A 25,036-nucleotide genomic window follows, 5' to 3' on the forward strand; every position below is an offset into this window, starting at 1 on the left:
GGCTGAACGCATGACGCGAGCCGAGCAGCCAACGGCCCCCACCACAGCACCCGACGACGCCCTGGTCGCGGACTCCCGCGAGCGCGCCGTCCGCGCCCTACTGCGCCGACCTCAGTTGAGGCGCCTGTGGAGCGCACAGCTCGTGAGCGGTGTCGGCGACATCCTCGCGCTTCTCGTGCTGGTCCTCCTCGCCCTCCAGGCGGCCGTCACCGAGGGTTCCTTCGGCGGCGGCTACCGGGGAGTGGCGTTCGCAGTGGCGACCGTCTTCGCCGCGCGGATCCTCGCCACCTTGCTCTTCGGCGCCGTCCTCCTCGGCCCGGTGACCACGCTCACGGCCCAGGAGGGCCCGCTCGACCGCCGCTGGACCATGGTCGGCGCCGACGGCCTGCGCGCCCTCCTGCTGATCATCGCGCCTCTGTGGATCGACTGGACCCCGGACAACGCACTCGCCGCCCTGCTGGTCACCGCCTTCGTCATCGGCGTCGCCGAGCGGCTGTGGACGGTGTGCCGGGAGAGCGCGGCGCCCGCCCTGCTGCCCGCCCCGCCCCTGGAGGGGGCCACGGTACGGCCGCTGCCCGACCACATGGACGCCCTGCGCCGCCTCGCGCTGCGCACCGGCTTCCTGGCGATCCCGCTGGGCGCCGCCGCCCTGGTCGTCGCCGGCCTGCTCAACAACCTGCTGGGCACGGTCGTGGCCTGGTTCGACCAGCATCACGCGGCCCTCGCGTCGTACGTGGCGGCCGGGCTGTTCGCCGCGTCCCTGTCCGTGCTGACCTACCTGGAGCTGCCCGACACGCGCACCCCGCGCGCGCGGTCCCCGCTGGAGGGGCTGCGCCGCCCGCGCACCGGCACGGGCGTCGACAAGGGCCGCACGGGCGCCATCCCGCTGCTCGTCCCCGCCTGCGCCGCCGTCGCCGGGGCCATCTCCGCGGCGGTCGGGGTGTGCGTCCTGCACGCCAAGGACCTGGGCGGCGGCCCGGTCCTCTACGGCCTGCTGGTGCTGGGCCTGACCGGCGGTGTCGCCGTCGGCATCCGTACGGCGCCCTCGCTGCTGCCCTCGCTCTCGCGCCGTCGGCTCCTCGCTCTGACCATCGCCTTCACCGGCATCGCCCTACTGGCCGCCGGGCTCGTCCCGGACGTCACCACCGTGCTGCTGATCGTCACGCTGGCCGGCGTCGCCGCGGGCGTGGCCGCGAACACCGGGCACGCCCTGCTGGACCAGGAGACCGAGGAGTACCGCAAGGCACGCGTCACCGAGCACCTGCACGCGGTCGTGCGGGTCTTCATCGCCCTGGGCGTCCTGATCGCGCCCGTGGTCGCGGGCCTCATCGGCCGGCACCGGCTGGAGAACGGCCGGTTCGTCTTCGCGCACGGCGGTGCCTCGTTCACGCTGATGCTGGTCGGCGCGCTGCTGCTGCCGGTGGCCGCGCTGGTGCTCGCCAAGGTCGACGACCGCTCCGGCATCCCGCTCCGGCAGGACCTCAAGGACGCGCTGCTCGGCGGCGACGACCCCGTGGAGGCGCCCGCGGCGGGCGGGTTCTTCATCGCCCTGGAGGGCGGCGACGGCGCCGGCAAGTCCACCCAGGCCGAGGCCCTCGCGGAGTGGATCCGTGCCAAGGGCCACGAGGTCGTGCTCACCCGCGAGCCGGGGGCCACCCCCGTGGGCAAGCGGCTGCGCTCGATCCTGCTGGACGTGTCCTCGGCGGGCCTGTCGCACCGCGCGGAGGCGCTGCTGTACGCGGCCGACCGCGCCGAGCACGTCGACACCGTCGTGCGGCCCGCCCTGGAGCGCGGCGCGGTCGTCATCTCGGACCGCTACATCGACTCGTCCGTGGCCTACCAGGGCGGCGGCCGGGACCTGTCCCCGACCGAGATCGCCCGCATCAACCGCTGGGCCACCAACGGGCTCGTCCCCCACCTCACCGTCCTGCTGGACGTCTCGCCGCAGACCGCCCGCGAGCGGTTCACCGAGGCACCGGACCGGCTGGAGTCGGAGCCGGCCGAGTTCCACGCGCGCGTGCGGGCCGGATTCCTCACGCTCGCCGCCTCCGACCCCGGCCGCTATCTGGTCGTGGACGCCGGGCAGGAGCCGGAGGCGGTCACCACCGTGATCCGGCACCGGCTCGACACCGTGCTGCCGCTGTCCGAGGCCGAGATCAAGGCCCAGGAGGAGGCGCGGAAGAAGGCCGAGGAGGAGGCCCGCCGCAAGGCGGAGGAAGAGGCCGCGCGCAAGGCCGAGGAGGAGCGCCTGGAGCGCGAGCGCGAGGAGCAGCTCGCCAAGCTGCGCGCCGAGGAGGAGGAGCGCAAGCGCCGCGAGCTGGAGGAGGCACAGCGCCGCGAGGCCGAACGGCAGGCGGAGGAGGCCCGGCAGCGGGCCGAGGAGGCGCAGCGCCGCGCCGAGGAGGAGCGGCAGCGGCTCCTGGCCGAGGAGAAGGCCCGCGCCGAGGAGGAGGCCCGTCGCAGGGCCGAGGAGGAGCAGCGGCGCAAGCAGGCCGAGGAGGAGGCCCGGCTGCGCGCCGAGGAAGAGGCGCGGCAGGCCCGGATCCGCGCCGAGGCCGAGGCACAGCGTCTGGCGAAGCAGCGCAAGGCCGAGGAGGCCCTGCTGCGTGCGGAGGAGGCCCGCCGTCAGGCGGCCGAGGCCGCGGCGGCGGCCGACGAGGCGGCCCGCCGGCCCAGCGCTCCGCGGCCGACGGCTCCGGGCGTGACCGCGGACGCGCTGACCGTGCCGACGCCGGTGGTGTCGACGGGCGCGGACGCGACGCCGGCCCGCGGTGTCGAGGAGACGGTTCCGACGCCGGTCGTCTCCCCGAAGACGGACGATACGACGGTGCTGCGGCCGGTGCGCGAGGAGCGTGCCGCGGACGGCCGGAAGGCGGGTTCCGCCCCCGAGTCCGAGGTGACGGCCGAGCTGCCGCAGCCGCCGGTGGCCTCCGGCGCGGCGGACGAGACGGCGGTGCTGCCGCCGGTGGTCCCGGGAGCGGCCGACGAGACCGCGGTGCTGCCTCCCGTGTCCGCCGAGGAGACCGCCGTGCTGCCGCCCGTACGGGGTGACGATCCGGCGGGGCGCATGCCGTCCGGCTTCTTCCGCGACGAGCGGCCCGCGGCGGGCCCCGACGGCTCCGAGGGCCGCACGCGCGAGATGCCCCAGGTCGACGCCGAGGGCAGGCCCCGCCGCCGCCCGCGCTCCGACTGGGCCGAGGAGACCCCGCTGGACGATCTGCCGACGCTGGCGGACGAACTGCTCGGGTCGTACGACGAGGAGCAGCACGGCGAAGCCGGTGAGGACCAGGGCCGCCGGGGCCGCGGCCGCCGCGGCTGAGACCGCCGCGGCTGAGACCGACGGGACCGGGCTGCGCGCCCGGCCACGAGACGGCCGGGAGCAGGCTGCGGCCGGCCCCCGAGACTGTCGGGACCTGAGACTGGGGGGGCTCGGCCTGCTCGGCTTGCTCGGCCCGGCGTCGGCCCGGTCGGTCTGCTGGGTCCGCCGGGTGCGGTCGGTCCTCGCCCCGTACGGCCCCGGCTGTCAGTGGGGACCCGCACAATGGACTCCGGAACGCGGAGTGTGACGGAAGGGCGGCGTGACCCATGACCGTGTGGGACGACCTCGTCGGGCAGGAGAAGGTGAGCGCGGTGCTCGACGCCGCCGCGCGGGACGCCGACGCGCTCGTCACGGCCGCGGCGGCGGCCGAGCCGCTGCCCGAGGCGTCGAAGATGACGCATGCCTGGCTGTTCACGGGCCCGCCCGGCGCGGGCCGGAACCAGGCGGCGCGGGCCTTCGCCGCGGCCCTGCAGTGCGTGAGCCCCGACCGTGCCCTCGGCGGATCCCCCGGCTGCGGCTTCTGCGACGGCTGTCACACCGCCCTGCTGGGCACCCACGCCGACGTCAACACGGTCGCCGCCGTCGGCGCCGAGATCCTGGTGAAGGACATGCGGGACACGGTCCGCAAGTCGTTCACCGCCCCGGCGAACGGCCGCTGGCAGATCATCCTGGTCGAGGACGCCGAGCGGCTGAACGAGAAGTCGGCCAACGCCGTCCTCAAGGCGGTGGAGGAGCCCGCCCCCCGTACGGTCTGGCTGCTGTGCGCCCCCTCCGTCGAGGACGTCCTGCCCACGATCCGCTCCCGCTGCCGCCACCTGAACCTGCAGACACCCTCGGTCGACGCGGTCGCCGACATGCTCGTACGCCGTGACGGGATCGAACCGGAGGTCGCCGCGGCCGCCGCCCGCGCCACTCAGGGCCATGTCGACCGGGCCCGCCGCCTGGCCACCGACCCGGCCGCCCGCGAGCGCCGCGCCGCCGTCCTCAAGCTCCCGCTGCGTGTGGACGAGGTCGGCGCCTGCCTGAGGGCGGCCCAGGAACTGGTCGACGCGGCCGCCGAGGACGCCAAACAGCGCGCCGAGGAGATGGACGGCAAGGAGACCGAGGAGCTGAAGGCGGCGCTGGGCGCGGTCCAGGGCGGCCGGCTGCCGCGCGGTACGGCGGGCGTGATGAAGGACCTCGAGGACATGCAGAAGCGCCGCAGAACCCGTACGCAGCGCGACAGCCTCGATGTCGCCCTCGGTGACCTGACCGGTTTCTACCGCGACGTCCTCGCCCTCCAGCTGGGCTCCCGGGTCGCGATCGCCAACGCGGACACCGAGGACGCCCTGGACCGGCTGGCGCGCGGCAGCAGCCCGGAATCGACGCTGCGCCGCATCGAGGCGATCGCCGCCTGCCGGGAGGCGCTGGACCGCAATGTGGCCCCACTGCTGGCGGTGGAGGCGATGACGATGGCCCTGCGGGCAGGGTGAACCGGGCGTACGGTGGTTGACGCCCCGTATCCCTCGTACGAGGCCACGGCCCGAACGCGCCGCACTCATCCTGTCGCACAGCGTTACGCTCGACCGATGCACACCTGGTCTTCCCCCCGTTGGAACCACCGGACCCGAACCGGAACTCGGACCGGCCCCCGAACCCGGGCGACCGCGCGCGTCACGGGCGCTCTTGTCGCGGCCGTAGCGCTGCTCGTGTCCGCCTGTTCCTCCGGGAGCTCGACCATGTCGTCCGGCGGTACGGCGGAGGCGGCGCTGGCCGCACTGCCCCGTGCCACACCGGCGGCGCTGTCGCCGTACTACACGCAGCACCTGAGCTGGCGCAGCTGTGGTGCGCCCGGCTTCCAGTGCGCCACGATGAAGGCCCCGCTGGACTACGCCGACCCCGGCGCGGGTGACGTCCGGCTCGCCGTCGCCCGCAAGAAGGCCACTGGCAAGGGCAGGCCGCTCGGCTCGCTGCTGGTCAACCCGGGCGGCCCGGGCGGCTCGGCGATCGCCTACCTCCAGCAGTACGCGGGCATCGGCTACCCCGCCGACGTCCGCGCCCGCTACGACATGGTCGCCATGGACCCGCGGGGCGTCGCCCGCAGCGAGCCCGTCGCATGCCTGAGCGGGCGCCAGATGGACACCTTCACCCAGTCGGACACCACCCCCGACGACCAGCCGGAGACGAACGCGCTGGTCGGGGAGTACAAGCACTTCGCCGAGAGCTGCGGGGCGCACTCGGCGCGGCTGCTGCGGCACGTGTCCACCGTCGAGGCCGCAAGGGACATGGACATCCTGCGGGCGGTGCTGGGCGACCCGAAGCTGAACTACGTCGGCGCCTCCTACGGCACCTTCCTCGGGGCGACGTACGCCGGCCTGTTCCCGCACCGGGTGGGCCGCGTGGTGCTGGACGGCGCGATGGACCCGGACCTCGACGCCCGCAAGCTGAACCTGGAGCAGACCGCCGGCTTCGAGACGGCGTTCCAGGCCTTCGCGAGGGACTGCGTACGCCAGACCGACTGCCCGCTCGGCGGCAAGGGCACCACGCCCGCACAGGTCGGCGACCACCTCACGGCCTTCTTCCGCACGCTGGACGCCCACCCCGTCCCGGCGGACCACCGCACTCTCACCGAGTCGCTGGCCACCACCGGGGTGATCGCGGCGATGTACGACCAGGCGACCTGGGGGCAGCTGCGCGAGGCGCTGTCCTCGGCGATGAAGAACAAGGACGGCGCGGGCCTGCTGGCCCTCTCCGACAGCTACTACGAGCGTGACGCGAACGGCCACTACAGCAACCTGATGATGGCCAACGCCGCCGTGAACTGCCTCGATCTGCCGCCCGCGTTCACCAGCCCCGAGCAGGTGGAGAAGGCCCTGCCCGAGTTCGAGAAGGCGTCCCCGGTCTTCGGCGCGGGCCTGGCCTGGGCCTCGCTGAACTGCGCGTACTGGCCGGTGAAGGCCACGGGCCGGCCGCACCGCATCGAGGCGAAGGGAGCGGCTCCCATCGTGGTCGTCGGCACCACCCGCGACCCGGCGACCCCCTACCCCTGGGCGCAGTCCCTCGCCCGCCAGCTCTCCGCGGGCCGCCTGCTGACCTACGTCGGTGACGGCCACACCGCCTACGGCCGGGGCAGCACCTGCATCGACTCGGCGATCGACGCCTACCTCCTGCACGGCACCCCGCCGGCGCACGGAAAACGCTGCTCGTAGCCGCGCGCGCCCGCCCCGGACCCGGCGCTCCGGGGCGTGTGCGAAGCACCCCCGGAAACTGTGTAGACTTACCGACGTTGCTGATCGCACCATAGTGCGGGCAGCGCGCCGCTTTAGCTCAGATGGCCAGAGCAACGCACTCGTAATGCGTAGGTCTCGGGTTCGAATCCCGAAAGCGGCTCCATCGGAACCCCAGGACAGACATCATCTGACCTGGGGTTCTTTCGTTGTCTCTCGCCGAGCGTCCCGCCAGGGGTCATGGATACGGCGGTGCAACCGGCGGGATCGGCGTCAGCTTGGGCGCAGCGGTGTTATCAAAGGTGTATGGAGGTATTTTCCGGACGCTCTCGGGGTCCGGAACGTCATCCGCTCATCGGGCGCTCGCGGCACGGCCGGGCTCCCCTGCTGGACCTGTGCAGTGCGGCCGGTCAAGTGTTCCTTCTCCAGGTCGTCATCGTGGTCCTGCTGGTCGTGGCCGCGGTGGCGGCCATGGTGTTCCAGACGGCGCACGATGCGGTGCAGCGGGGGCGTCGTGAGTCGGTGGTCACGGCCCAGGCGTTCGCGAGCGCCCCTGGTACGGCCGAGGCGCTGCAGAGCAGTGATCCGACGGCGGTGCTCCAGCCGCGGGCCGAGGCGGCACGCAAACGCACGGGCGTGGACTTCGTCGTCGCCATGAACACGCAGGGGATTCGGTACACGTATCCCTATCCGCGGGAGATAGGGAAGAAGTTCGTCGGCACCATCGCACCGGCGCTGAAGGGCCGTACCGTCGTCGAACAGGCCGGCGGGCCGCCGCTGCCCGCGGGCAGAGGGACGGACGTGCAGGCGGTGGTCCCGGTGACCGACTCGCACGGCAAGGTGGTCGGCCTGGTCGCCGCCGGGATCACGGTCAGGAACGTGTCGGGACTGTGGATGCCACAGCTGCCGATCATCCTGGGCAGCGGCGCGGCCGCGCTGGCGCTGGCCGTGACGGGAACGACGCTGGTGTCCCGGCGGCTGCGGCGGCAGACGCACGGCCTGGCCCCGGAGGAGCTGGCGCAGCTGTACGAGCACCACGACGCGGTCCTGCACGCCGTGCGGGAAGGAGTGCTGATCACCGGCGTCGACGGACGACTGCTGCTGGCCAACGACGAGGCGAAACGGCTGCTCGGACTGCCGGCGGACGTGCACGGGCGCCCGGTGCGGGAGCTGGGACTGCCGGAGCCGCTCATGCGTCTGCTGTCGTCGCCGGAGGCGGTCACCGACGAGGTGCACCTCGCAGGGGACCGGTTGCTGGCGGTGAACAAGCGGCCGACGTATCCGCAGGCCGACCCGGCGAGCAGTGTGGTGACCCTGCGGGACACCACGGAACTGTCGGCGGTCTCGGGGCGGGCCGAGGTCGCGCGGGAACGGTTGAAGCTGCTGTACGAGGCCGGGGTGGGGATCGGCACGACGCTGGACGTGAGGCGTACGGCCCAGGAACTCGCCGACGTCGCGGCGCCGCAGTTCGCCGATCTGGTCACGGTGGACCTGCTCGACGCGGTGCTGAGGGGGTGGGAGCCCACGGCGGAGGGCTGGCGGCATCTGCGCCGGGCCGCGATCGGCGGCGAGCAGCGGATGATCCCGGTGTATCCGCTCGGCGAAGTGATCACGTTCTCGCGCCGGACACCGCAGATGCGGACGCTGCAGGAGCGACGGGTCGTGCTGGAGCCGGACCTGCGGCAGGCACAGGGCTGGCTGGAACAGGATCCGGAGCGCGCCCGCAAGGCACTGGAGTGCGGGGTGCGTTCGCTGGTGGCCGTGCCGCTGCGGGCGCGGAACGTACCGCTGGGCGTGGTGAACTTCTACCGGACGGTGGATTCCCCGGCGTTCGAGCCGGAGGATCTCTATTTCGCGGAGGAACTGGCCGCGCGGGCGGCCCTCGCCATCGACAACGCCCGGAGGTTCACCCGGGAGCACGCGATGGCGGTGACCCTGCAGCGCAGTCTGCTGCCGCGGGCCCACCCGGAGCAGGACGCTCTGGAGGTGGCCTGGCGGTATCTGCCCGCGGAGGCGGGGGTGGGCGGGGACTGGTTCGACGTCCTCCCGCTCCCGGGCGCCCGGGTGGCCCTGGTCATGGGTGACGTCGTCGGTCACGGGCTGCACGCGGCGGCGACGATGGGCCGGCTGCGCACCGCGGTGCACAACTTCTCCACCCTGGATCTCCCTGTGGACGAGGTGCTCGGGAACCTGGACGACCTCGTCGTCCGCATGGACAACGAGGAGAACACGGATATCGCCGAGAGCACGCATGGCACGAACAGCGCGCAGAACGCGGGCCGTGCCGCAGAGGGCCACGAGGGGGAGGGGGTGACCGGGGCGACCTGTCTCTACGCCGTCTACGACCCGGTGACAGGGGTCTGCACGATGGCCCGTGCGGGACATCCGGAACCGGTGGTGGTGCGTCCGGACGGGACGGTCACCTGTCCCGGCGTCCCGGCGTCGACGCCTCTCGGCCTGGGCGGCTACCCGTTCGAGACCGCGGAGTTCTCCTTGCCGGAGGGTTCGCAACTGGTGCTCTACACCGACGGCCTGGTGGAGGACCGCACCCAGGACATCGACGTCGGGATGGAGAGGCTGCGCCGCGCGTTGCACGGTTGCGAACGCCGTACTCCCGAGGAGACCTGCCAGGCGTTGATCGACGCGCTGAAGCCGTCACACTCCTGCGACGACATCGCGCTGCTGGCGGCGCGCACCCGGATGTTCCCGCGCTCGCACGTGGCCGAGTGGGACGTGCCCTCGGACCCGGCGGTGGTTCCCTCGGTGCGGGCCAGGTGCAGGGAGACGTTGCGGGAATGGGGCCTTGAGGAAACCGGATACGCCACGGAACTGATCCTCAGCGAGTTGGTCACGAACGCGATCCGCTACGGCTCGCCACCGGTCGGTGTGCGGCTGCTGCACGGACGCTGTCTGATCTGTGAGGTGTCGGACGGCAGCGGCACCTCTCCACGCCTGCGGCGGGCGGCCACCATGGACGAAGGCGGGCGGGGGCTGTTCCTGGTGGCGCAGTTCGCCCAGCGGTGGGGAACGCGCTACACGACCCGCGGCAAGGTCATCTGGGCCGAACTGCTTCTCCACGACAGCACTTCACCCGCCATGAGCCACACCCCGGTCGACTTCCTCCTCGACCAGTTCGACGATCCCGACGGGTGAGCCCGCACGCCCACGGCTCGCAGCCCGCCGCGTCGGCGGCAAGTGGCCGGGTGCCCGACGCTCGTACACCGTCACCCTGCGGCCGCGCACCTCCTCGTCCGCGACGACGGCGAAGTGTCCCCTGAGCACCGAGATCTTCACCCGGTCCCGTTCCGCCGACACCGGGCTCGCCACCCCGGTCGCGTCCGTGACCAGCAGGATGCGGTGCCGGGCCAGCATCGCGGCGCGGATCTGCCCGGGGGCGGCCTCCACACCCTTCAGGGTCCCGGAGTCCTCGGGGCTGTCCCGCAGGGCGATGTCGTGGAGGCCGGTGAAGTCCTCGGGGCAGACCAGCGCGGTGTCGCGCCGGGCGGCCGGTACGAACAGCACCGCGTCCCCGGTCCGCTTGAGCCGCTGGACGTGGGCCGCCACCGCCATGACATCGTCCACCCGGCTCGCGGGGGAGCGCTCGGCCAGCGACTGCGGCAGCAGGGCCACGAGCGCCACGGCGACCGTCACGGGCAGGATCCACCGGGACGCTCTCGGGAAGCGGGGCGCTGCCGCCCGTACCGCACCGCCCAGTGCCGCCCCGATCAACAGGGCCAGTCCCAGCATGCTGAACAGCACATAGCGGTCGAGGAACAGCGGCCGGACCAGGGACAGCCCGATCAGGGTGAGCTGGGGCACCGCGAGGAGGGGCAGTCCGACGGCCGCGGCCGACAGACGGCCCGCCGCCGGGCGGTCCAGCAGGGCCCCCAGGCCGCCGATCGCCAGCAGCACCGCCGGGCCGATCAGCATGTGCCAGGTCAGCGGAGGGATCCAGGAGATCTGCTCGGACTGGCTCCGGCTGAACAGGATCAGCGGGAGCACCCCCGTCGTGGCGGCCGCCGAGGCCGCGGCCCAGCGCCTCCACACCCGGCGCCCGGCCCGCGTCCACAGCAGGGTCGCCGCATGCGCCGGCAGGATCATCAGCGAGAGCCAGTTCAGCAGACCGCACAGCAGGACGGTGCCGCCGTAAGCCGCCCAACGACGTGCACGGCAGCGGTCCTTGAGCAGGGTCACCAGCAGCAGCGTCGAGATCGCCGCCCCCGCCGCGACCAGGGCGTACGGTCGGCCCTCCTGGAGTTGGAACTGCACGGAGGGCAGGAGACCCAGCGCCAGGCCGGCACCCAGACCCGCCCGCGGTCCGGCGAGCCGGTGGCCGAGGACCGTCACACAGGCCGCCGCCACGGCCATGGCCAGCACGGAGGGCAGCCGCAGGGTCGTGGTGCCGGGCCCCAAGACCTCGAAGAGGCCGTGCATCAGCAGGTAGTAGAGCCCGTGCACGGCGTCGACATGGCTCAGCATGTGCGAGATCTCGGGGACGGACCGCTCGGCCACCTGCCAGGTGGCGGCCTCGTCCCGCCACACGCTGTGCTGCCGGGGCAGTCCCCACAGGCCGAGGGCCAGGGTCCACAGGACCGGGATCCACCAGATGGGCAGGGTGAGCAGGCGGCGGCGCCGCGCGGCTATGCGGGAAGACATGAAGTTGTTGAGGCCCCCGAAGTAGCGGTGCGAACCGGTGGTCATCGGTTCGCGGACTTGGGAAGACTCCGCGGACTGTTCGCCGGGTTGAGTGGAGCGCGGAAAAGGCGCAGGCCCGGGGCGGGGGAGAGGGCGGGGGAGAGGGCGGGGGAGAGGGCGCGGGTTGCCTCTGTGGCCGGCCGGGCGTACGAGCTCGGAAGGCGGTGTCCGGCGACGTCCGCCGGTCTGCGTCCGCGTCCACGCCGTGTACAGGGAAAGACGGCCAAACGCACGGACAAAACAAGCGCAAAGGGGCTGTCAAGTGAACCGGCCTCTGGTGAACCGGCACCCTTGAGGCAACATCTTGGTGAACGGCGAGCGCTGCGCGGTCGGGACGCGGTGCCGCCCTCTGCCGGATGGGGTGAGGGACGTGGTGGAGCCGAGGATCGCGGTCGCCGTGGTGACCATGGGCAACCGGCCCGCCGAAGTCGATGCCCTGCTGGAGTCCGTGGCCAAGCAGGACGTCGAACCCGCCCGCATCGTGATCGTCGGCAACGGCTGCCGACTGCCCGAGTTCGCCGAGCGGCTGTTCCTGCCGGGGCAGGTGACCACCATCGACGTCGAGGAGAACCTCGGCTGCCCGGGCGGGCGGAACGTGGCCCTGGCCCGGCTGCGCGAGTACGACGACGTCGACGTCGTCGTGGAACTGGACGACGACGGGCTGCTCGTGGACGTCGACGTGCTGCGCCGGGTCCGCGACCTGTACGCGGCCGACCCGCGCCTGGGCATCGTCGGCTTCCGCATCGCCGACGAACACGGTGAGACCCAGCAGCGGCACGTGCCCAGGGTGGGCAAGTCCGATCCGATGCGCGGCGGCGACGTCACGGGGTTCCTCGGCGGCGGACACGCCCTGCGCATGGAGATGCTGGCCGAGACCGGCGACTGGCCCGCCGAGTTCTTCTTCGCGCACGAGGAGACCGACCTGGCCTGGCGGGCCGCCGACGCCGGCTGGAGGATCCGCTACGTCCCCGAGCTGCTGCTCCAGCACCCCAAGACCTCGCCCGCCCGGCATGCCATCTACTACCGCGTCAACGCGCGCAACCGGGTCTGGCTGGTCCGGCGCCGGCTGCCCCTGCCGCTCGTTCCGGTGCATCTGGGGGTGTGGACGCTGCTCACCCTGGCCCGTACCCGGTCGGTGGCCGGGCTGCGGGCCTGGTTCGGCGGATTCGTGGAGGGGCTGCGGGAACCGGCCGGTGAGCGCCGGCCCATGCGCTGGCGGACGGTGTGGCGGCTCGCCCGGCTGGGGCGCCCGCCCGTCATCTGAGCCACGGATGAGCAAGGTCCGGGGGAGGAGGGCTCGGCGCGGGGTTCGAGGGGCTCGGACCGGGTGCCGAGCGGGGTTCGAGGAGCCGAACCCGGGATGCGGGACAGGGCCCCGGTCGTTCACCTCCGACGACCGGGACCCACTGACGTCCCCGGACCAGGCCTGCGGCGACACTCCCCCGAGTTGCGCGACATGACGCGCGCGCCGTGGGGCCGGATCCGATGGAATGATCACATCAGGGCTCACCAACAGATCGCTAACATGTGGCCAACGGTTCCTCCGTAGGTCGCGAACCGGTTGGCCGGACGTCTTTGGGGGACGGCGGCAGCAAGCCGGACCCTGACGGAGTCCGGCCCCGACCGGCAGGCCGCGGCGGGAAGCCGTTGAGATGGGGCGGAACTCCGCCAGGGAACGGCGGGCACCGGCCCGCACAGCACGGTCGGACAGGACCGCGGGAAGGCAGTGGCGGCGTGATGCGGCGATGCAAGCTGCGTTTCGGACTCCTGGGGCCTCCCGTCCTGTACGACCGACCGCCGCACGGTATTTCGCACGCCACCGCCCGCGGTGCCTCGACCGGCGCCCCCGGCGGCCAACACCCGGTGCCGGGCGCCGCGGACTCCGGCAGTTCGGGCTCCGGCAACGCGGGTTCCGGTGACGCAGGTTTCAGTGACGCGGACTCCGGCAACGCGGGGTCCGGCAGTGCGGGCTTGGGTCGCGCAGACTCCGGCAGTGCGGACTCGTACGAGGGCACCGGCGCCGTCCTCGACATCGCCCCCGACCACCTCGTCCACTCCATCGGCAGCCCCAAGGTGCGGGCCCTGCTCGCCGCGCTGCTGCTGGAGGCCGGCCGCGTGGTGTCGGTGGACGCCCTCAAGGACGCCCTGTGGGGTGGGGCACCGCCCGTCTCGGCGCAGGCCTCGCTGCACAACCACGTCACCCGGCTGCGCCGGCTCCTGGACGACCCCGAACGGCTCAGGGCCGTATCGCCCGGCTATCTGCTGCGCGTCGACGACGGTGAGCTGGACGTGCACGTCTTCGACACCCGGGTCGTCGAGGCGCGCGCCGCGCACGCCCGGCGGGACTGGGCGGGCGTCGTACGCGCCTGCGCGGCGGGGCTCGGGCTCTGGCGCGGCACACCGCTCAGCGGGCTCCCCGCCGACCTCGGCGGCTACGCCCTGGTGCAGCGTCTGGAGGAGGCGCGGCTGCTCCTGCTGGAGTGGCGCTACGACGCCGAACTCGCCCTCGGGGGCGCCCGGACGGCCGGACTCGTGCCGGAGCTGGCGGCTCTGGTCGCCGAGCATCCGCTGCGCGAGGCGTACCACCGCCAGCTGATGCTCGCCCTGCATCGCACCGGCCGCCAGGCGGAGGCCCTGGCCGTCCACCGCGACCTGCGCGCCCGCCTCATCGAGGAACTCGGCGTCGAGCCCGGCCATGCGGTCCGCGAGGCCCACCTGGAGGTGCTGCGCACCTTCTCGCCCCCGAGGTCTGATGGCCCGGCCGCCGGACCCGCGCCCCTGCCCTCGCACAGGCCCACCGACCACCCGTCGGCCGACGGCGCCCCGTCGTCCGCCCACGGCGGACCGGCCCCGCACAGTGCACCCGCTCCGGCGGCCGGCCGGCCGGTTTCCCCGAGCCCGAACGCGGACTTGAGCAGGAATGCGGACCTGAGCCCGGACCCGGACCTGAGACCGGACCCGAGCCCGAGGTCGCCCGCCGACGCCGTGCCGCCCGTCCACGGTGCACCGACCGCCCACGGCGCGCCGCCCGCCCACGCCGCACCGACTGCCGACGGTGCACCGCCCGCCCCCGGTCCACCGGCACATGCCGACGCCGGGCCGACTCTCCACGTCGCACCGGGACGTACCGGCGCCGAGCCGGCCCTCCGCGGCGCGCCGCCATCCGGCGACGGCGGCTCAACCCCCCACGGCACGCGCGCGGCCGCCGCCGCGACATCCGCCGCCGGAACACCCGCCGGCGCGGCACCCGTCACCCAGGGCCCGCCCGTCACCCAGGGTTCGCCCGCCGTGCAGGGCCCGCCCGCCCCTGCCCAACTTCCGCCCGCCCCAGCCATCTTCGCGGGCCGAGCCGCCGAACTGCGTGAGCTCCAGCAGACCCTCGCCACCCGGGAGAGCCGCCTCGCCGTGATCAGCGGCATGGCCGGCGTCGGCAAGAGTGCCCTCGCCCTGCACGTCTCCCACGCGCTGCGGGAGCGTTTTCCCGACGGCCAGCTGTACATCAACCTGCACGGCGCCACCCCCGGCATGCCCCCGCTCAGCACCTCTCAGGCGCTCACCTCACTCCTGCGCGACCTCGGTGCCGAGCCCCGCAACATCCCCGAACACCCGGACGCGGCCGCCGCCCTGCTCCGCTCGCTCCTCGCTCCGGCCCGCATCCTCCTGGTGCTGGACGACGCGGCGAGCGCGGCCCAGGTGCGCCCCCTGCTGCCGGCCGGCCCCGGCTGCGCCGTGATCGTCACCAGCCGTTCGCCGCTGACCGCCCTGGACGGCGCCCGCCGCTTCCCGCTCGGCCCGCTCAGCGGTGAGGACAGCGCCGCGCTGCTCCGCGCGGTGAGCGGACGCGAGGGGCTGCACGCGGACCACGCCCTGGTCGAGCTGACCGGCAGGCTGCCGCTCGCGCTGCGGGTCGTCGCCGCCCGGCTGGCCGCCCGCCGGGCACTGACCCCGGAGGTGCTGGCCGGACAACTGGCCGCCACCGAGGGCCGGTTGCACCATCTGGAGTACGACGACCTGAGCGTGCGCCGCTCGCTGGCCGTCGCCCACGACGCGCTTGCCGCCGCCGAACGCGAGGCCGACCGGGACGCGGCCCTCGTCCTGCGCCGCATCGGCGCCCTCGACCTCTCGACCTACGGCGCCCCGCTGATCGCCCGCCTCACCGGCACCGACGAGCGCCGCGCCGAGGCCGCCCTGGACCGGCTGGTCGACGTGGCCCTGCTGGAGGAGACGTCGTACGGCCGCTACACCCCGCACGACCTGGTGCGCGACTTCGCCCGCGAACTGGCCGGCAAGAGCCCGGAGCAGGCCACCGACGCCGACCTCATCGCCCTGCGCTGGTACGCCGCCGTCGCCGAACGTGTCCTCGTCGCCATCGTGGAGCCCGGGCTCGACCAGGAGGACCGCCGGCGGCCCACCGCCGCCGAACCGCCGGAGCACGCGGCGGACGTGGCCGCCCTGACGACCTTCGAGTCCGCCGACATGGCCTTCGCCTGGGGCGAGGTGGAGCTGGAGAACATCGTCGCCCTGGTGGAGCGCAACGCGGACACGGCCGACGAGCGCCGCGCAGCTCACCTCTCCGCGCTCGTGCGGCTGTTCTTCCCCTACGTCCAGCGCAGCGGCCGGGTCGCCGAGATGGAGGTGCTGGGGCAGGCGGCGCTCGGTACGGCGCGGCGGCTCGGGGACGCGCCCGCGGAGGCGTACGCGCTGGTCGACCTCGCGGGCCTGAACTTCCTGACCGGCCGGCAGAACGACGCTCTCGCCCTCACCGACCGGGCCCTGGTGATCTGGCAGCAGCTCGGCAGGGTCTCCTGGATCCGGCGCAGCCTGAACAACCGCGGGCTGCTGCTGGAGGGGCTCGGACGGTTCGCCGAGTCCGGGGAGGCACTGCGGCAGAGCCTCGGCTACTCCCGCCGGCTGAACGACCCCTACGGCGAGGCGGTCACCTACAGCCACCTCGGCAACCTCTACGAGCACATCGATCCGCGGGCCGCCATCGACCAGCACCGGCGCTCGCTGGCGATCGGGGACGCGATCGGCGCGGTGATCGTGCAGCACTCGGCGCACTGCAACATCGGCTACGCGCATCTCACCCTCGGCGAACCGGCCGCTGCCGCCCGGCACTTCGAGGAGAGCCTGCGCATCCTGGGCGGCCACGGCGACTGGCACGGCGAGTCGCGGACCCGGCTCGGTCTGGTCCGCGCCCTGCGGCAGCTGGGCGAGTCCGAGCGCGCCGGCCATGAGTGTGCCGAGCTGCTGCACCGGGCCGACGCGCGCGCCGACCGTTACATCGGCGGCCTCGCCCGTCACCAGCACGGGTTTCTGCTGCGCGAGAGGGGGCGGCAGCCTCAGGCGTACGACACCTGGCGCGCGGCTCGTGCGGCGCTGGACGGGACGGACGAGCAGATGGTGCTGGAGGAACTGCGCGAGCTGCTGGACGGCGGCAGCGCGCCGTGAGCGGATCCCACCCCGCAGTCGACGCAGTCCGCCCGCCGTCGACGCGGTTCGCCCGCCGTCCGCGTGGTGCGCCCGCCGTCGACCAGGTCCACCCCGGCGTGAACCGAGGTCACCTGGCGTCGCAGGAGTCCACCCTGCCGTGAACGAAGCCCCCCGCCATGATCGGATTTCACCCTGCCGTGAACGAAGTCCGTCCGCCATGAGCGGAGTTCACCCTGCCGTCGACGGAGTCCACGGCGCTCTCAACGGCGTTCACTTGGCGTCGGCGTAGCACTCCACCACCGCCGTCGTGAACGGGAAGCGCACCGGGGTGTCGCCGAAGGTCAGCCGTCCGGCCAGGTCGGCGGCGTCCCGGATGGCCCGGACGACCGTGTCGGCCTCCTCGGCCGGGCAGTGCACGATCACCTCGTCGTGCTGGAAGAAGACCAGTTCGGCCGCGAGGCCCGCGCAGGCCCGGCGCAGTCCGGCGAGCAGCAGCAGGGCCCAGTCGGCGGCGCTGCCCTGCACGACGAAGTTGCGCGCGAAGCGTCCTCGCGCACGGGAGTTGGTGGAGGCGTAGCCGGGGACCCAGGCCTGGCCGTCGGGGTCGTCCTCGCCGACCGGGATGCCCGCCTCCTCCCCCGCGTCCTCTCCCGCCCCGGCGGCGGGCGGGCAGGTCCGGCCCAGCCAGGTGCGCACGAGCCGGCCCTCCTCTCCGGCCCGCGCGGCCTCGTCGACGTAGGCGACCGCCTGCGGGAAGCGGCGGCGCAGCGCGGCGAGGTTCTTCAGGCCGTCGCCGGAGGTCTGGCCGTAGACCGCGCCGAGCACGGCGATCTTGGCCTGCTCCCGGTCGCCGGAGAAGGCGTGGTCGGACACGGACTGGTAGAGGTCGCTCGCGCGGCCGGCGACCTCCATCAGACCGGGGTCGCGGGAGATCGCGGCGAGCACGCGCGGCTCCATCTGGTCGGCGTCGGCGACGACCAGCCGCCAGCCGGGGTCGGCGACCACGGCCCGCCGGATCACCTTGGGGATCTGCAGCGCGCCCCCGCCGTTGGTCACCCAGCGCCCGGTGACCGTGCCGCCGGCGAGGAACTCGGGCCGGAACCGGCCGTCGCGCACCCAGTCCTGCAGCCAGGACCAGCCGTGTGCGACCCAGATGCGGTACAGCTTCTTGTACTCCAGCAGGGGTTCGACGGCCGGGTGGTCGACGGACTGGATCTCCCAGCGGCGGGTGGACTTCACCTTGATCCCGGCCTGCGCGAAGGCCTTGACCACGTCGGCGGGCAGGTCGGGCCGCACGCGGCGGCCGAAGGCCGCGGACACCTGGTCGGCCAGCTCGGCCAGGCGGCGCGGCTCGCCGCCGCCCGCGTACCGGTCGCCGAGCAGGTCGTGCAGCAGCTCGCGGTGGACCTCGGCGCTCCAGGGCAGGCCGGCCCGGTTCATCTCGGCGGCCACCAGCATCCCCGCCGACTCGGAGGCGGTCAGCAGGCGCATCCGGTCGGGGTGGGCGGCCTTCTCGTGCCGCCGCTGCTGCTCGGCGTAGACCGCGAGGAGGTCGGCGAGGGGCATGCGAGTGCCGGACGGCTCGAACAGCGGGGACTGGGCGCCCGGTTCGGCCGAGCGCTGGGGCGGGTCGGGCGGTACGGGGCCGCCGCGGAGGCGGGCCAGGGCGGCGGCGGCCGAGCGTGGCTCGCCGTACCGTCCCTCGTGGCCCAGCAGAAGTGTCTCGGCGTCCTCGATGTCGTAACACCGCTCCACTCGCACCCCCGTGGCGAGCAGACGCGGGTAGACCTCGGCGGTCGACCGCCACACCCAGCGTGATACCTCCGGACGGCTCCGCACCGCCCCGGCGAGATCGCTCTCCCGCCGCACCGGACCGGAGGGCAGCCCGTCCGGGCCGAGGGGGGCGACGTCCGCGCCACCGTCCTCGGCCGGCGCGAGTGCCCACCGGTCGGTCATGTCTGCGAGTGTGGCAGGCGGCACTGACAATCAGTCTGACCTGTGGCTTCAGTCCTCCGAGCGGTCCACGGGGCCGCTCTTCGGCGCCGCCGCATCCTGCTTCTGGTCCAGCAGTAGCGCCAGCATCCTGCCGAGATGGTCCTCGGTCGCCTCCTTGGTGATGCCGAGCCCGCTGAGGACGCCCTCGCCGTTCTCGTGCTCCAGCAGGGCCAGCAGGAGGTGCTCGGTGCCGATGTAGTCGTGCCCGAGCCGGAGCGCCTCGCGGAAGGTGAGTTCCAGGACCTTCTTGGCCTCGGGGCCGTAGGGGACGAGGTCGGGGACCTGCTCCGCGGCCGGCGGGAGCGCGGCGGCCGCGGCCTGCCGCAGGGCCTCCGGCGTGACGCCCTGCGCGGTGATCGTCTTCGCGGCCAGGCCCTCCGGCTCGGCCAGCAGGCCCAGGACCAGGTGTTCGGGGCGGCCCTCGGGGGTGCGGGCCGCCACTGCCTCGTTGTGGGCGGCCATGACCACGTTCCGCGCGCGCGGGGTGTATCGGCTGAAGCCCTGGCTGGGGTCGAGGTCGGCCGACTCCTTGGGCACGAAGCGCTTCTGCGCCGCCTGCCGGGTCACGCCCATGCTCCTGCCGATGTCGGTCCAGGACGCCCCCGAGCGCCGGGCCTGGTCCACGAAGTGGCCGATCAGATGGTCGGCCACGTCACCGAGGTGATCGGCGGCGATCACCGCGTCCTGGAGCTGGTCGAGGGGTTCGGTGTGAACCGTCTTGATGGCCGCGATCAGGTCGTCGAGGCGTACGGATGCCGTGATGTTCGGATTGCTTGCCATGTGTCAACCGTAGGTTGTCACCCTGGTACTGTCAACCGGTGGTTGACAGTACCGTCTTCCTGTCCTGCCCGAGCGCTGCCGCCGCCACGTGCACGGACATCGCGCAGGCCGCCCCGAAGGCTGCCGACGTCCTTGTAGGGGGCTACCCGGCCCAGGGGCCCGTGCAGGGGCGGGTGGCTACGACTGCTCGTACACCCGGTGGCGTGCTCCCGTCGCGTCCGAGCCGACGGCCCAACTCCGTTCCCCGTCAATGGCGTTCCCGGCCCCGCGGTCCACGAGAAAGCGGCTCCGCCGTTCACGCCCGGGTCGACCGCACCCGGGGTTGTCCACAGGGTGTGGACAACATCTGGGCCCGCTGTCCGTGGCGCGTGGCACGATCGACGGTGTGACCAGCACTGCCGACACCGTCGAGCGGGCCTTCCGGGCCGCTCTCTACGACGACACGGACACCGGACTCGACACCGGCGCCTCCCTGCTCGCCGCCGACCCCGCCGCCGACGGCGAACTCGCGCGGCGGGGCGAGGAGTTCGTCGCGGCCGCCTGGCGGCGCGGCTGGCAGCCCGCCGACGTCGTACGGCTGGTGCGGCGGGAGCTGGACGACCCCCACGTACACCTGGCCGCGGGGCTGATCCGGACGCAGGCCGGGCAGGACCGTCCGCGCGGGCACCGCTGGGCCGGCCAGCTGGAGGCCCTGCCGGCGGACCCGGAGCGCGCGGGCGACCGCTTCTCGCACGCCAGCGCCGTCCTGGAGCTGTACCGCCTGCTGCTGCGCCTGCCCGCCCTGGAGCCCCTCGAAGAACCCCGCCGCGAGCACGGGCCCGCCGCCTCCCGCATGCTCACCCGGATCCGTGCCCTGCTCGCCAAGGCCGAGGCGACCGGGTTCCCGGAGGAGGCCGAGGCGCTGAGCGCCAAGGCGCAGGAGCTGATGGCCCGGCACAGCATCGACGAGGCGCTGCTGGCCGCCGGTGCCCCCGCTCCGGACGCGCCCGGGGCCTGCCGCATCGGGGTCGAGCCGCCGTACGAGCAGGCCAAGGCGGTCCTCCTGGACGCGGTCGCCACCGCCAACCACTGCCGCGCGGTGTGGAACGAACCGCTGGCCTTCTCCACGGTCGTCGGCTTCGAGGCGGACCTGGAGGCGGTCGAGCTGCTCTACACCTCCCTGCTGGTGCAGGCCACGCACGCGATGACCAAGGCGGAGGCCGCCCAGAGAGCCGGCGGCCGCAAGCGGACCAAGACCTTCCGGCAGTCGTTCCTCGCGGCCTACGCCCACCGCGTCGGCGACCGGCTCGCGGCGGCGGCCGAGACCCAGGTGACCCAGGACCTGCTGCCGGTCCTCGCCACCCGGGAGACAGCCGTCACCGGTCGGCTGGAGCACATGTTCCCCGAGACCACCACGACCCGGCTGCGCGGCGTGAGCGACGCGGCCGGCTGGACCGAGGGCGCCCAAGCGGCGGACCGGGCCCAGGTCAAGGCCCGCCCCAGGCTGCCGTGAGGCCCCGCGCCGCAGCGAGTTCCCGTGCCGCCGGTGCCGCCGTGTGTCCCCGTCCCGCGCTGAAGTCCCGTGCCGCCGTGAGGCCCTGTGCTGCCACGAAGCCTTGTGCCGCCATGAAGCCCTGTGCTGCCGTGCGGTCCCGCGCCGGCGTACGGATGGTCAGTCCCCGACCTGCTGGAAGGCGCTGACGGAGGCGTCCGGGGTGGTCGAGCCGCTCTTGGTGGCGACAGGGCCGTAGGACCACGGGTAGCTCCGGGAGGAGTCGGAGCCGGGCAGGGCGATCTTCACGCTCTTCGCCGCCAGGCTGGACTTGTCGCCCTCCTTGCCGCGCACGTAGGTGATGGTGAAGGTCGCCGAGTCGCCCTTGGCGAGCTTCAGCTTCTGCGCCTTCGCCCCCTGCTGCACGGGCACGTCCGCCTCGGTGCTGCCCGTGTGCAGCAGCGCGCTCGGGAAGTGGTCCAGGGTGCAGGGGGTGCTCTGGTTGGTGATGCTGACCGGCACCTCGCCCGTGTCACCGGCCTTCGGGGCCATGCTCGCCGCCCCGATCTGCACCGACACCCCGCCGATCTGGCAGGCGGAGCTGCTCTTGCCGTTCTTGCCGCCGCCGCTGTCGTTGCAGGCGGTCAGCAGGAGAGCGGCGGCGAGGGCGGTGACGGTGAGCGGAAGTACGCGCATGAGCAGGTCCCCATCGAGGTCGTGGCGGTCTTCCCGCATCATGGCCCATATGTCCCGGACCCGATCACGCGCCCCGGCCGAATTCACCTGATTCCGGCGATGATGCGCCGGTGCTTGACGCCGGGGCGGGGACGGCCGGGACGCTCGCCGCCCGGGTGGGGAAGCCGACCGCCCGGGCGGGCCCGCCGGGACTTCGCGGACCGACGCGGGCGCGGCCCGCCGGCCGCCTGTTCCCGTGCCACCGCGATGTCGCGGACCGCCTCCAGCAGGCCGTCAGGCCCCTGCGGTCCGACTCCCGCATGCTGCCTGGTGTGCGGGCGGGCCGGCTCCCGCCCGCCCTCAGGGGTTCGCGGGTGCCGACGGCAGGCCGGAGGGCAGTTTGCCGCCGTCGGCCTTGGTGTAGGTCTCCTCGCCGAGCTTGCCCGACCAGGTCACCTTCATACCGTTCTTGCTCACCGAGTCGATCATGCCGGTGACCCGGTCCTTGCTGCCGTCCGTGCAGGTCAGATGGATCATCTGCATGCCCGTCTCGGTGCCCGCGGTGCCGCTGCACACGGATCCGCCGGTCGCGAAGAGCCCGGCCTTCTTCCCGGTGACGACCAGGGCCACGATCTTGCCCTTGCTGGTGGTGATCCAACTGCCCTGCAGTGAGTCGGAGGTGCCCGTCACCGCGCCCGTCGCGCTGCCGCCGGCCGTCGGCGTCGCGCTGGGCCCGGACGAGGAGCCGTCCTTGGAGCCGCCCCCGCTGCACGCGGTCAGGGCGAGCACGCCCACCAGCCCCGCGGCCGCGGCCGCCGTCCGCACCCTTGCAGTCGCCGTCGTCACGTCAAGCTCCCAAGCTTCGGTGGCCGGCCGCCCGTGGCCGGAGGGACCGCAGCAAGCTATCAGTCGTCACCAGGAGGACTTCCGTACGCCGGGCAGGAATCCCTTGTGAGCCTGCTCGCGCAGGTTCAGCCGGGACAGGCCGAAGACGCGCAGGAAGCCGCGCGGCCGGCCGTCCACCTGGTCGCGGTTGCGCACGCGCGTGGCGCTCGCGTCCCGCGGCTGCCTGCCCAACTCCCGCTGGGCGGCGAGCCGTTCGGTCTGCGTGGCGGAGGGCCGCCGGATGGTCTCCTTCAGCTCGGCGCGGCGCTCGGCGTAGCGGGCGACGACCTCCTTGCGCCGCTCGTTCTTCGCGACCTTGCTCTTCTTCGCCATCAGACCTTCACTCCCCGGGCGCGGATCCGGGCCACGGCCGCCTCGATGCCGATCGTGTCCACGGCCCTGACCGCCCTCGCGCTCAGTCGCAGCCGGACGTGGCGTCCCTCGCCGGGCAGCCAGTAGCGCCTGGTCTGGATGTTCGGGTCGAAGCGGCGGGAGGTGCGCCGGTGGGAGCGGGAGATGCGGTTGCCGAAGCCCGGCCGGGCGCCGGTCAGCATGCAGTGGGCGGACACGGGTGACGTACCTCTCCTCGAAAGTAGTTGGTAATGGATTTCATTTTCAGTACTCTAGCAGCATGGCACGCAACGAACTCCGCCCGATCGTCAGGCTCCGGTCCTCCGCCGGGACCGGCTTCACCTACGTGACCCGCAAGAACCGCCGCAGCGACCCGGACCGCATGACGCTGCGCAAGTACGACCCGGTCGCCGGCCGGCACGTCGACTTCCGAGAGGAGCGCTGAGGTATCGCCATGCGCAAGGGACTCCACCCCGGTTACGGGCTCGTCGTCTTCCGCGACCGTGCCGCGAACCACGCCTTTCTCACCCGTTCGACCATGACGAGCGCGAAGACGGTCGAGTGGGCGGACGGCCGCACCTACCCGGTCGTGGACGTCGAGATCTCGAACGTCAGCCACCCCTTCTTCACAGGCACCGTCCGCGTCCTGGACACGGCCGGCCGCGTGGAGCGCTTCGAGCGCCGGTACGGGAAGCGGGGCGGGGTGTGAACCTGTCCGTGACCGTCGTCGGCGGGCTGCACACCGCGGCCCGCAGGGCGGCCGTGGACCGGCTCCTGGCCGACGTGCCCGGCAGCGTCGTCCTCCATCACGACCTGGCGACGGCCGCGGCCGGCACGGTCGTGCGCACCGTCCGGGACCGCGGCGGCCTTCTCGCCTCCGGCGAGACGCCCCTGGTCGACGACTGTGCCTGCTGCGCCCTGCGTGAGGACCTGGTGCCGGAGCTGCGCCGCCTCGCCGGTGACGGCAGGACCCGGCTCGCGATCGTCGAGCTGTGGGACTCGGTCGAGCCGAAGGCGATGGCCGAGGTGATCATGGCCGGCGGCCTCACCGTCACCGGCGTGATCACCGCCGTCGACCCGGCGCTGGTGCTGCCGTACCTCGGCAACGGCGACGACCTCGCCGAGGCGGGGCTCGCCGCGGCCGCCACCGACCGGCGCACGGTCGCCGACACCTTCGCGCGGCAGCTGGAGTACGCCCCCGTCCTCGCCGTCGCGGACTCCCCGGAGGCCGACGACGAGGACCGTGAGCTGCTCGCGCAGCTCCATCCGACGGCCCGCCGGGTCCCGATCGGCCACGGTGACCCGGCGGGCGCACCGGCGTCCGTACCTGCGACCGAGCCCGCGTCCCCGCCTGCATCCGTGTCCGCGTCCGTACCTGCATCCGCGGCGCCGTCCCCGCTGGCGAGAGCAGCCTTCGCCGGTTTCGACGTGGAGGCCGCCGCGGCCGCCCAGCACCCGGCCTGTGCCCTGCTGCCCGCCGAGGCGGACGGGCACGGGGTCTCCACCCTGGTCTGGAACCGGCGCCGCCCGTTCCACCCCGAGCGGCTGTACGCGGCCCTGGAGGAGCTGACCTGCGCCGCGGCCCGCAGCCGGGGCCGGTTCTGGCTGGCCGACAAGCCCGATGCGCTGCTGCACTGGGACGCGGCCGGCGGCGCGCTGTGCGTGGAGAGCGCCGGACCGTGGCTCGCGGCGCTGCCGGACGCCGCCTGGGAGATGGTCCCGCCGATGCGCAGGGTCGCCGCCGCCCTCGACTGGCACCCGGAGCACGGCGACTGCTGCAACCACCTCGTCTTCACCTCGCCCGGCCTCGATCGCGACGGACTCACGCACGTCCTGGAGTCCTGCCTGCTCACCGACGCCGAGTACGCCGCCGGACGCGACGCCTGGAGGAAGCTGCCGCCCGCCTTCGACACCCTGCTGGAGGTCCGATGACCCGCAAGAGCGACCGCAAGCCCGCCAGGAGCCGCCCCAACCCGCTGGACCGGGCCGGGGTCACCTGCATCGACTACAAGGACACGGACCTGCTCCGGAAGTTCCTCTCCGACCGCGGCAAGATCCGCAGCCGCCGGGTCACCGGGGTGACCGCCCGACAGCAGCGGCTGCTGGCACAGGCGATCAAGAACGCACGCGAGATGGCGCTGCTGCCGTACTCCAGCAGGTGATGAGCTATGGGTAGGTGATTCCCTACGGTTGACGCGTAGGGAATCTCCTACCTATTCTCCGGGC

General features: G+C 73.6%; 18 protein-coding genes and 1 tRNA gene. 12 read left to right on the forward strand and 7 right to left on the reverse strand.

Translation table 11 applies throughout. From position 1 onward, the window contains the following. The first annotated feature begins 10 nt into the window (after positions 1-10). The 5 genes from tmk to ACFZCP_RS32580 all read left to right on the forward strand — a co-directional run bounded on the left by tmk (position 11) and on the right by ACFZCP_RS32580 (position 9,678). Positions 11-3,319, forward strand: a complete 3,309-nt coding sequence (gene tmk / locus ACFZCP_RS32560) for a dTMP kinase (protein ID WP_391434262.1) — start codon at positions 11-13, stop codon at positions 3,317-3,319. A 266-nt stretch (positions 3,320-3,585) separates the two neighbouring features. Next, on the forward strand, positions 3,586-4,791 hold the full coding sequence (locus tag ACFZCP_RS32565) for a DNA polymerase III subunit delta' (protein WP_391434265.1): 1,206 nt from the start codon (positions 3,586-3,588) through the stop codon (positions 4,789-4,791). 96 nt (positions 4,792-4,887) lie between these two features. After that, on the forward strand, positions 4,888-6,507 hold the full coding sequence (locus ACFZCP_RS32570) for an alpha/beta fold hydrolase (protein WP_391434268.1): 1,620 nt from the start codon (positions 4,888-4,890) through the stop codon (positions 6,505-6,507). Between the two features lie 107 nt (positions 6,508-6,614). Continuing rightward, positions 6,615-6,691 (forward strand) — tRNA-Thr (locus ACFZCP_RS32575). Positions 6,692-6,831: 140 nt separating this feature from the next. After that, entirely contained in the window at positions 6,832-9,678 is a 2,847-nt protein-coding gene (locus ACFZCP_RS32580; RefSeq protein WP_391434272.1) for a SpoIIE family protein phosphatase, read from the forward strand. Here the strand turns inward: ACFZCP_RS32580 and ACFZCP_RS32585 are convergent. Beyond that, positions 9,613-11,181 carry a hypothetical protein gene (locus tag ACFZCP_RS32585; protein ID WP_391434548.1) on the reverse strand — a complete coding sequence of 523 codons (1,569 nt, stop codon included), beginning with the start codon at positions 11,179-11,181 and terminating at the stop codon, positions 9,613-9,615. The genes ACFZCP_RS32580 and ACFZCP_RS32585 overlap by 66 nt on opposite strands. 409 nt (positions 11,182-11,590) lie before the next feature. On the opposite strand from ACFZCP_RS32585, the gene ACFZCP_RS32590 reads away from it, so the two are divergent. Then, positions 11,591-12,484, forward strand: a complete 894-nt coding sequence (locus ACFZCP_RS32590; protein WP_362692761.1) for a glycosyltransferase — start codon at positions 11,591-11,593, stop codon at positions 12,482-12,484. Between the two features lie 473 nt (positions 12,485-12,957). Then, entirely contained in the window at positions 12,958-16,671 is a 3,714-nt protein-coding gene (locus ACFZCP_RS32595) for a BTAD domain-containing putative transcriptional regulator (protein WP_391434278.1), read from the forward strand. Positions 16,672-16,923: 252 nt separating this feature from the next. Here the strand turns inward: ACFZCP_RS32595 and ACFZCP_RS32600 are convergent, their stop codons facing one another. Together ACFZCP_RS32600 and ACFZCP_RS32605 are read right to left on the reverse strand one after the other, a co-directional pair. Continuing rightward, positions 16,924-18,609 (reverse strand): bifunctional 3'-5' exonuclease/DNA polymerase, encoded by a 1,686-nt coding sequence (locus ACFZCP_RS32600; RefSeq protein ID WP_391434281.1) that lies wholly within the window; start codon positions 18,607-18,609, stop codon positions 16,924-16,926. Between the two features lie 48 nt (positions 18,610-18,657). Continuing rightward, positions 18,658-19,428 carry a Clp protease N-terminal domain-containing protein gene (locus tag ACFZCP_RS32605; RefSeq protein WP_391434284.1) on the reverse strand — a complete coding sequence of 257 codons (771 nt, stop codon included), beginning with the start codon at positions 19,426-19,428 and terminating at the stop codon, positions 18,658-18,660. Between the two features lie 385 nt (positions 19,429-19,813). On the opposite strand from ACFZCP_RS32605, the gene ACFZCP_RS32610 reads away from it, so the two are divergent. Next, a complete protein-coding gene (locus ACFZCP_RS32610; RefSeq protein WP_391434287.1) occupies positions 19,814-20,920 on the forward strand; it encodes a DUF2786 domain-containing protein in 1,107 nt (368 codons plus the stop codon). A gap of 159 nt (positions 20,921-21,079) precedes the next feature. Here ACFZCP_RS32610 and ACFZCP_RS32615 read toward each other — a convergent pair whose 3' ends face one another. The 4 genes from ACFZCP_RS32615 to rpmB all read right to left on the reverse strand — a co-directional run bounded on the left by ACFZCP_RS32615 (position 21,080) and on the right by rpmB (position 23,028). Then, the gene (locus ACFZCP_RS32615; RefSeq protein ID WP_362692747.1) at positions 21,080-21,595 is read right to left on the reverse strand and encodes a DUF4232 domain-containing protein; all 516 of its coding nucleotides are present in this window, start codon (positions 21,593-21,595) and stop codon (positions 21,080-21,082) included. A 339-nt stretch (positions 21,596-21,934) separates the two neighbouring features. After that, positions 21,935-22,420 (reverse strand): hypothetical protein, encoded by a 486-nt coding sequence (locus ACFZCP_RS32620; RefSeq protein WP_391434291.1) that lies wholly within the window; start codon positions 22,418-22,420, stop codon positions 21,935-21,937. A gap of 66 nt (positions 22,421-22,486) precedes the next feature. Then, complete coding sequence (rpsN, locus tag ACFZCP_RS32625; RefSeq protein WP_391434296.1) at positions 22,487-22,792, reverse strand: 30S ribosomal protein S14; 306 nt, start codon at positions 22,790-22,792, stop codon at positions 22,487-22,489. Next, on the reverse strand, positions 22,792-23,028 hold the full coding sequence (gene rpmB, locus ACFZCP_RS32630; protein WP_391434299.1) for a 50S ribosomal protein L28: 237 nt from the start codon (positions 23,026-23,028) through the stop codon (positions 22,792-22,794). The genes rpsN and rpmB overlap by 1 nt, the downstream gene beginning before the upstream one ends. Before the next feature lie 62 nt (positions 23,029-23,090). Here rpmB and rpmG point away from each other — a divergent pair, with 62 nt between their 5' ends. The 4 genes from rpmG to rpsR are packed head-to-tail and all read left to right on the forward strand — an operon-like array spanning position 23,091 to position 24,972. Then, positions 23,091-23,255: a 50S ribosomal protein L33 gene (gene rpmG / locus ACFZCP_RS32635; RefSeq protein WP_391434303.1), complete on the forward strand. Its 165-nt coding sequence runs from the start codon at positions 23,091-23,093 to the stop codon at positions 23,253-23,255. Positions 23,256-23,264: 9 nt separating this feature from the next. Beyond that, on the forward strand, positions 23,265-23,519 hold the full coding sequence (locus tag ACFZCP_RS32640) for a type B 50S ribosomal protein L31 (RefSeq protein WP_391434308.1): 255 nt from the start codon (positions 23,265-23,267) through the stop codon (positions 23,517-23,519). Continuing rightward, entirely contained in the window at positions 23,516-24,742 is a 1,227-nt protein-coding gene (locus tag ACFZCP_RS32645) for a GTP-binding protein (protein WP_391434312.1), read from the forward strand. Before ACFZCP_RS32640 ends, ACFZCP_RS32645 begins: the two co-directional genes overlap by 4 nt. Beyond that, a complete protein-coding gene (gene rpsR, locus ACFZCP_RS32650; RefSeq protein ID WP_391434316.1) occupies positions 24,739-24,972 on the forward strand; it encodes a 30S ribosomal protein S18 in 234 nt (77 codons plus the stop codon). The genes ACFZCP_RS32645 and rpsR overlap by 4 nt, the downstream gene beginning before the upstream one ends. Positions 24,973-25,036: the final 64 nt, after the last annotated feature.

It is taken from the genome of Streptomyces sp. NPDC007971 (assembly GCF_042958635.1).
Classification (GTDB): domain Bacteria; phylum Actinomycetota; class Actinomycetes; order Streptomycetales; family Streptomycetaceae; genus Streptomyces.

Excerpts from the sequence above, each read along its gene's own strand:
- tmk (WP_391434262.1), top strand. The coding sequence starts at position 11 with ATGACGCGAGCCGAGCAGCCAACGGCCCCCACCACAGCACCCGACGAC.
- ACFZCP_RS32565 (WP_391434265.1), top strand. The coding sequence starts at position 3,586 with ATGACCGTGTGGGACGACCTCGTCGGGCAGGAGAAGGTGAGCGCGGTG.
- ACFZCP_RS32570 (WP_391434268.1), top strand. The coding sequence starts at position 4,888 with ATGCACACCTGGTCTTCCCCCCGTTGGAACCACCGGACCCGAACCGGA.
- ACFZCP_RS32580 (WP_391434272.1), top strand. The coding sequence starts at position 6,832 with ATGGAGGTATTTTCCGGACGCTCTCGGGGTCCGGAACGTCATCCGCTC.
- ACFZCP_RS32585 (WP_391434548.1), bottom strand. The coding sequence starts at position 11,181 with ATGTCTTCCCGCATAGCCGCGCGGCGCCGCCGCCTGCTCACCCTGCCC.
- ACFZCP_RS32595 (WP_391434278.1), top strand. The coding sequence starts at position 12,958 with ATGCGGCGATGCAAGCTGCGTTTCGGACTCCTGGGGCCTCCCGTCCTG.
- ACFZCP_RS32600 (WP_391434281.1), bottom strand. The coding sequence starts at position 18,609 with ATGACCGACCGGTGGGCACTCGCGCCGGCCGAGGACGGTGGCGCGGAC.
- ACFZCP_RS32605 (WP_391434284.1), bottom strand. The coding sequence starts at position 19,428 with ATGGCAAGCAATCCGAACATCACGGCATCCGTACGCCTCGACGACCTG.
- ACFZCP_RS32615 (WP_362692747.1), bottom strand. The coding sequence starts at position 21,595 with ATGCGCGTACTTCCGCTCACCGTCACCGCCCTCGCCGCCGCTCTCCTG.
- rpsN (WP_391434296.1), bottom strand. The coding sequence starts at position 22,792 with ATGGCGAAGAAGAGCAAGGTCGCGAAGAACGAGCGGCGCAAGGAGGTC.
- rpmG (WP_391434303.1), top strand. The coding sequence starts at position 23,091 with ATGGCACGCAACGAACTCCGCCCGATCGTCAGGCTCCGGTCCTCCGCC.
- ACFZCP_RS32640 (WP_391434308.1), top strand. The coding sequence starts at position 23,265 with ATGCGCAAGGGACTCCACCCCGGTTACGGGCTCGTCGTCTTCCGCGAC.
- rpsR (WP_391434316.1), top strand. The coding sequence starts at position 24,739 with ATGACCCGCAAGAGCGACCGCAAGCCCGCCAGGAGCCGCCCCAACCCG.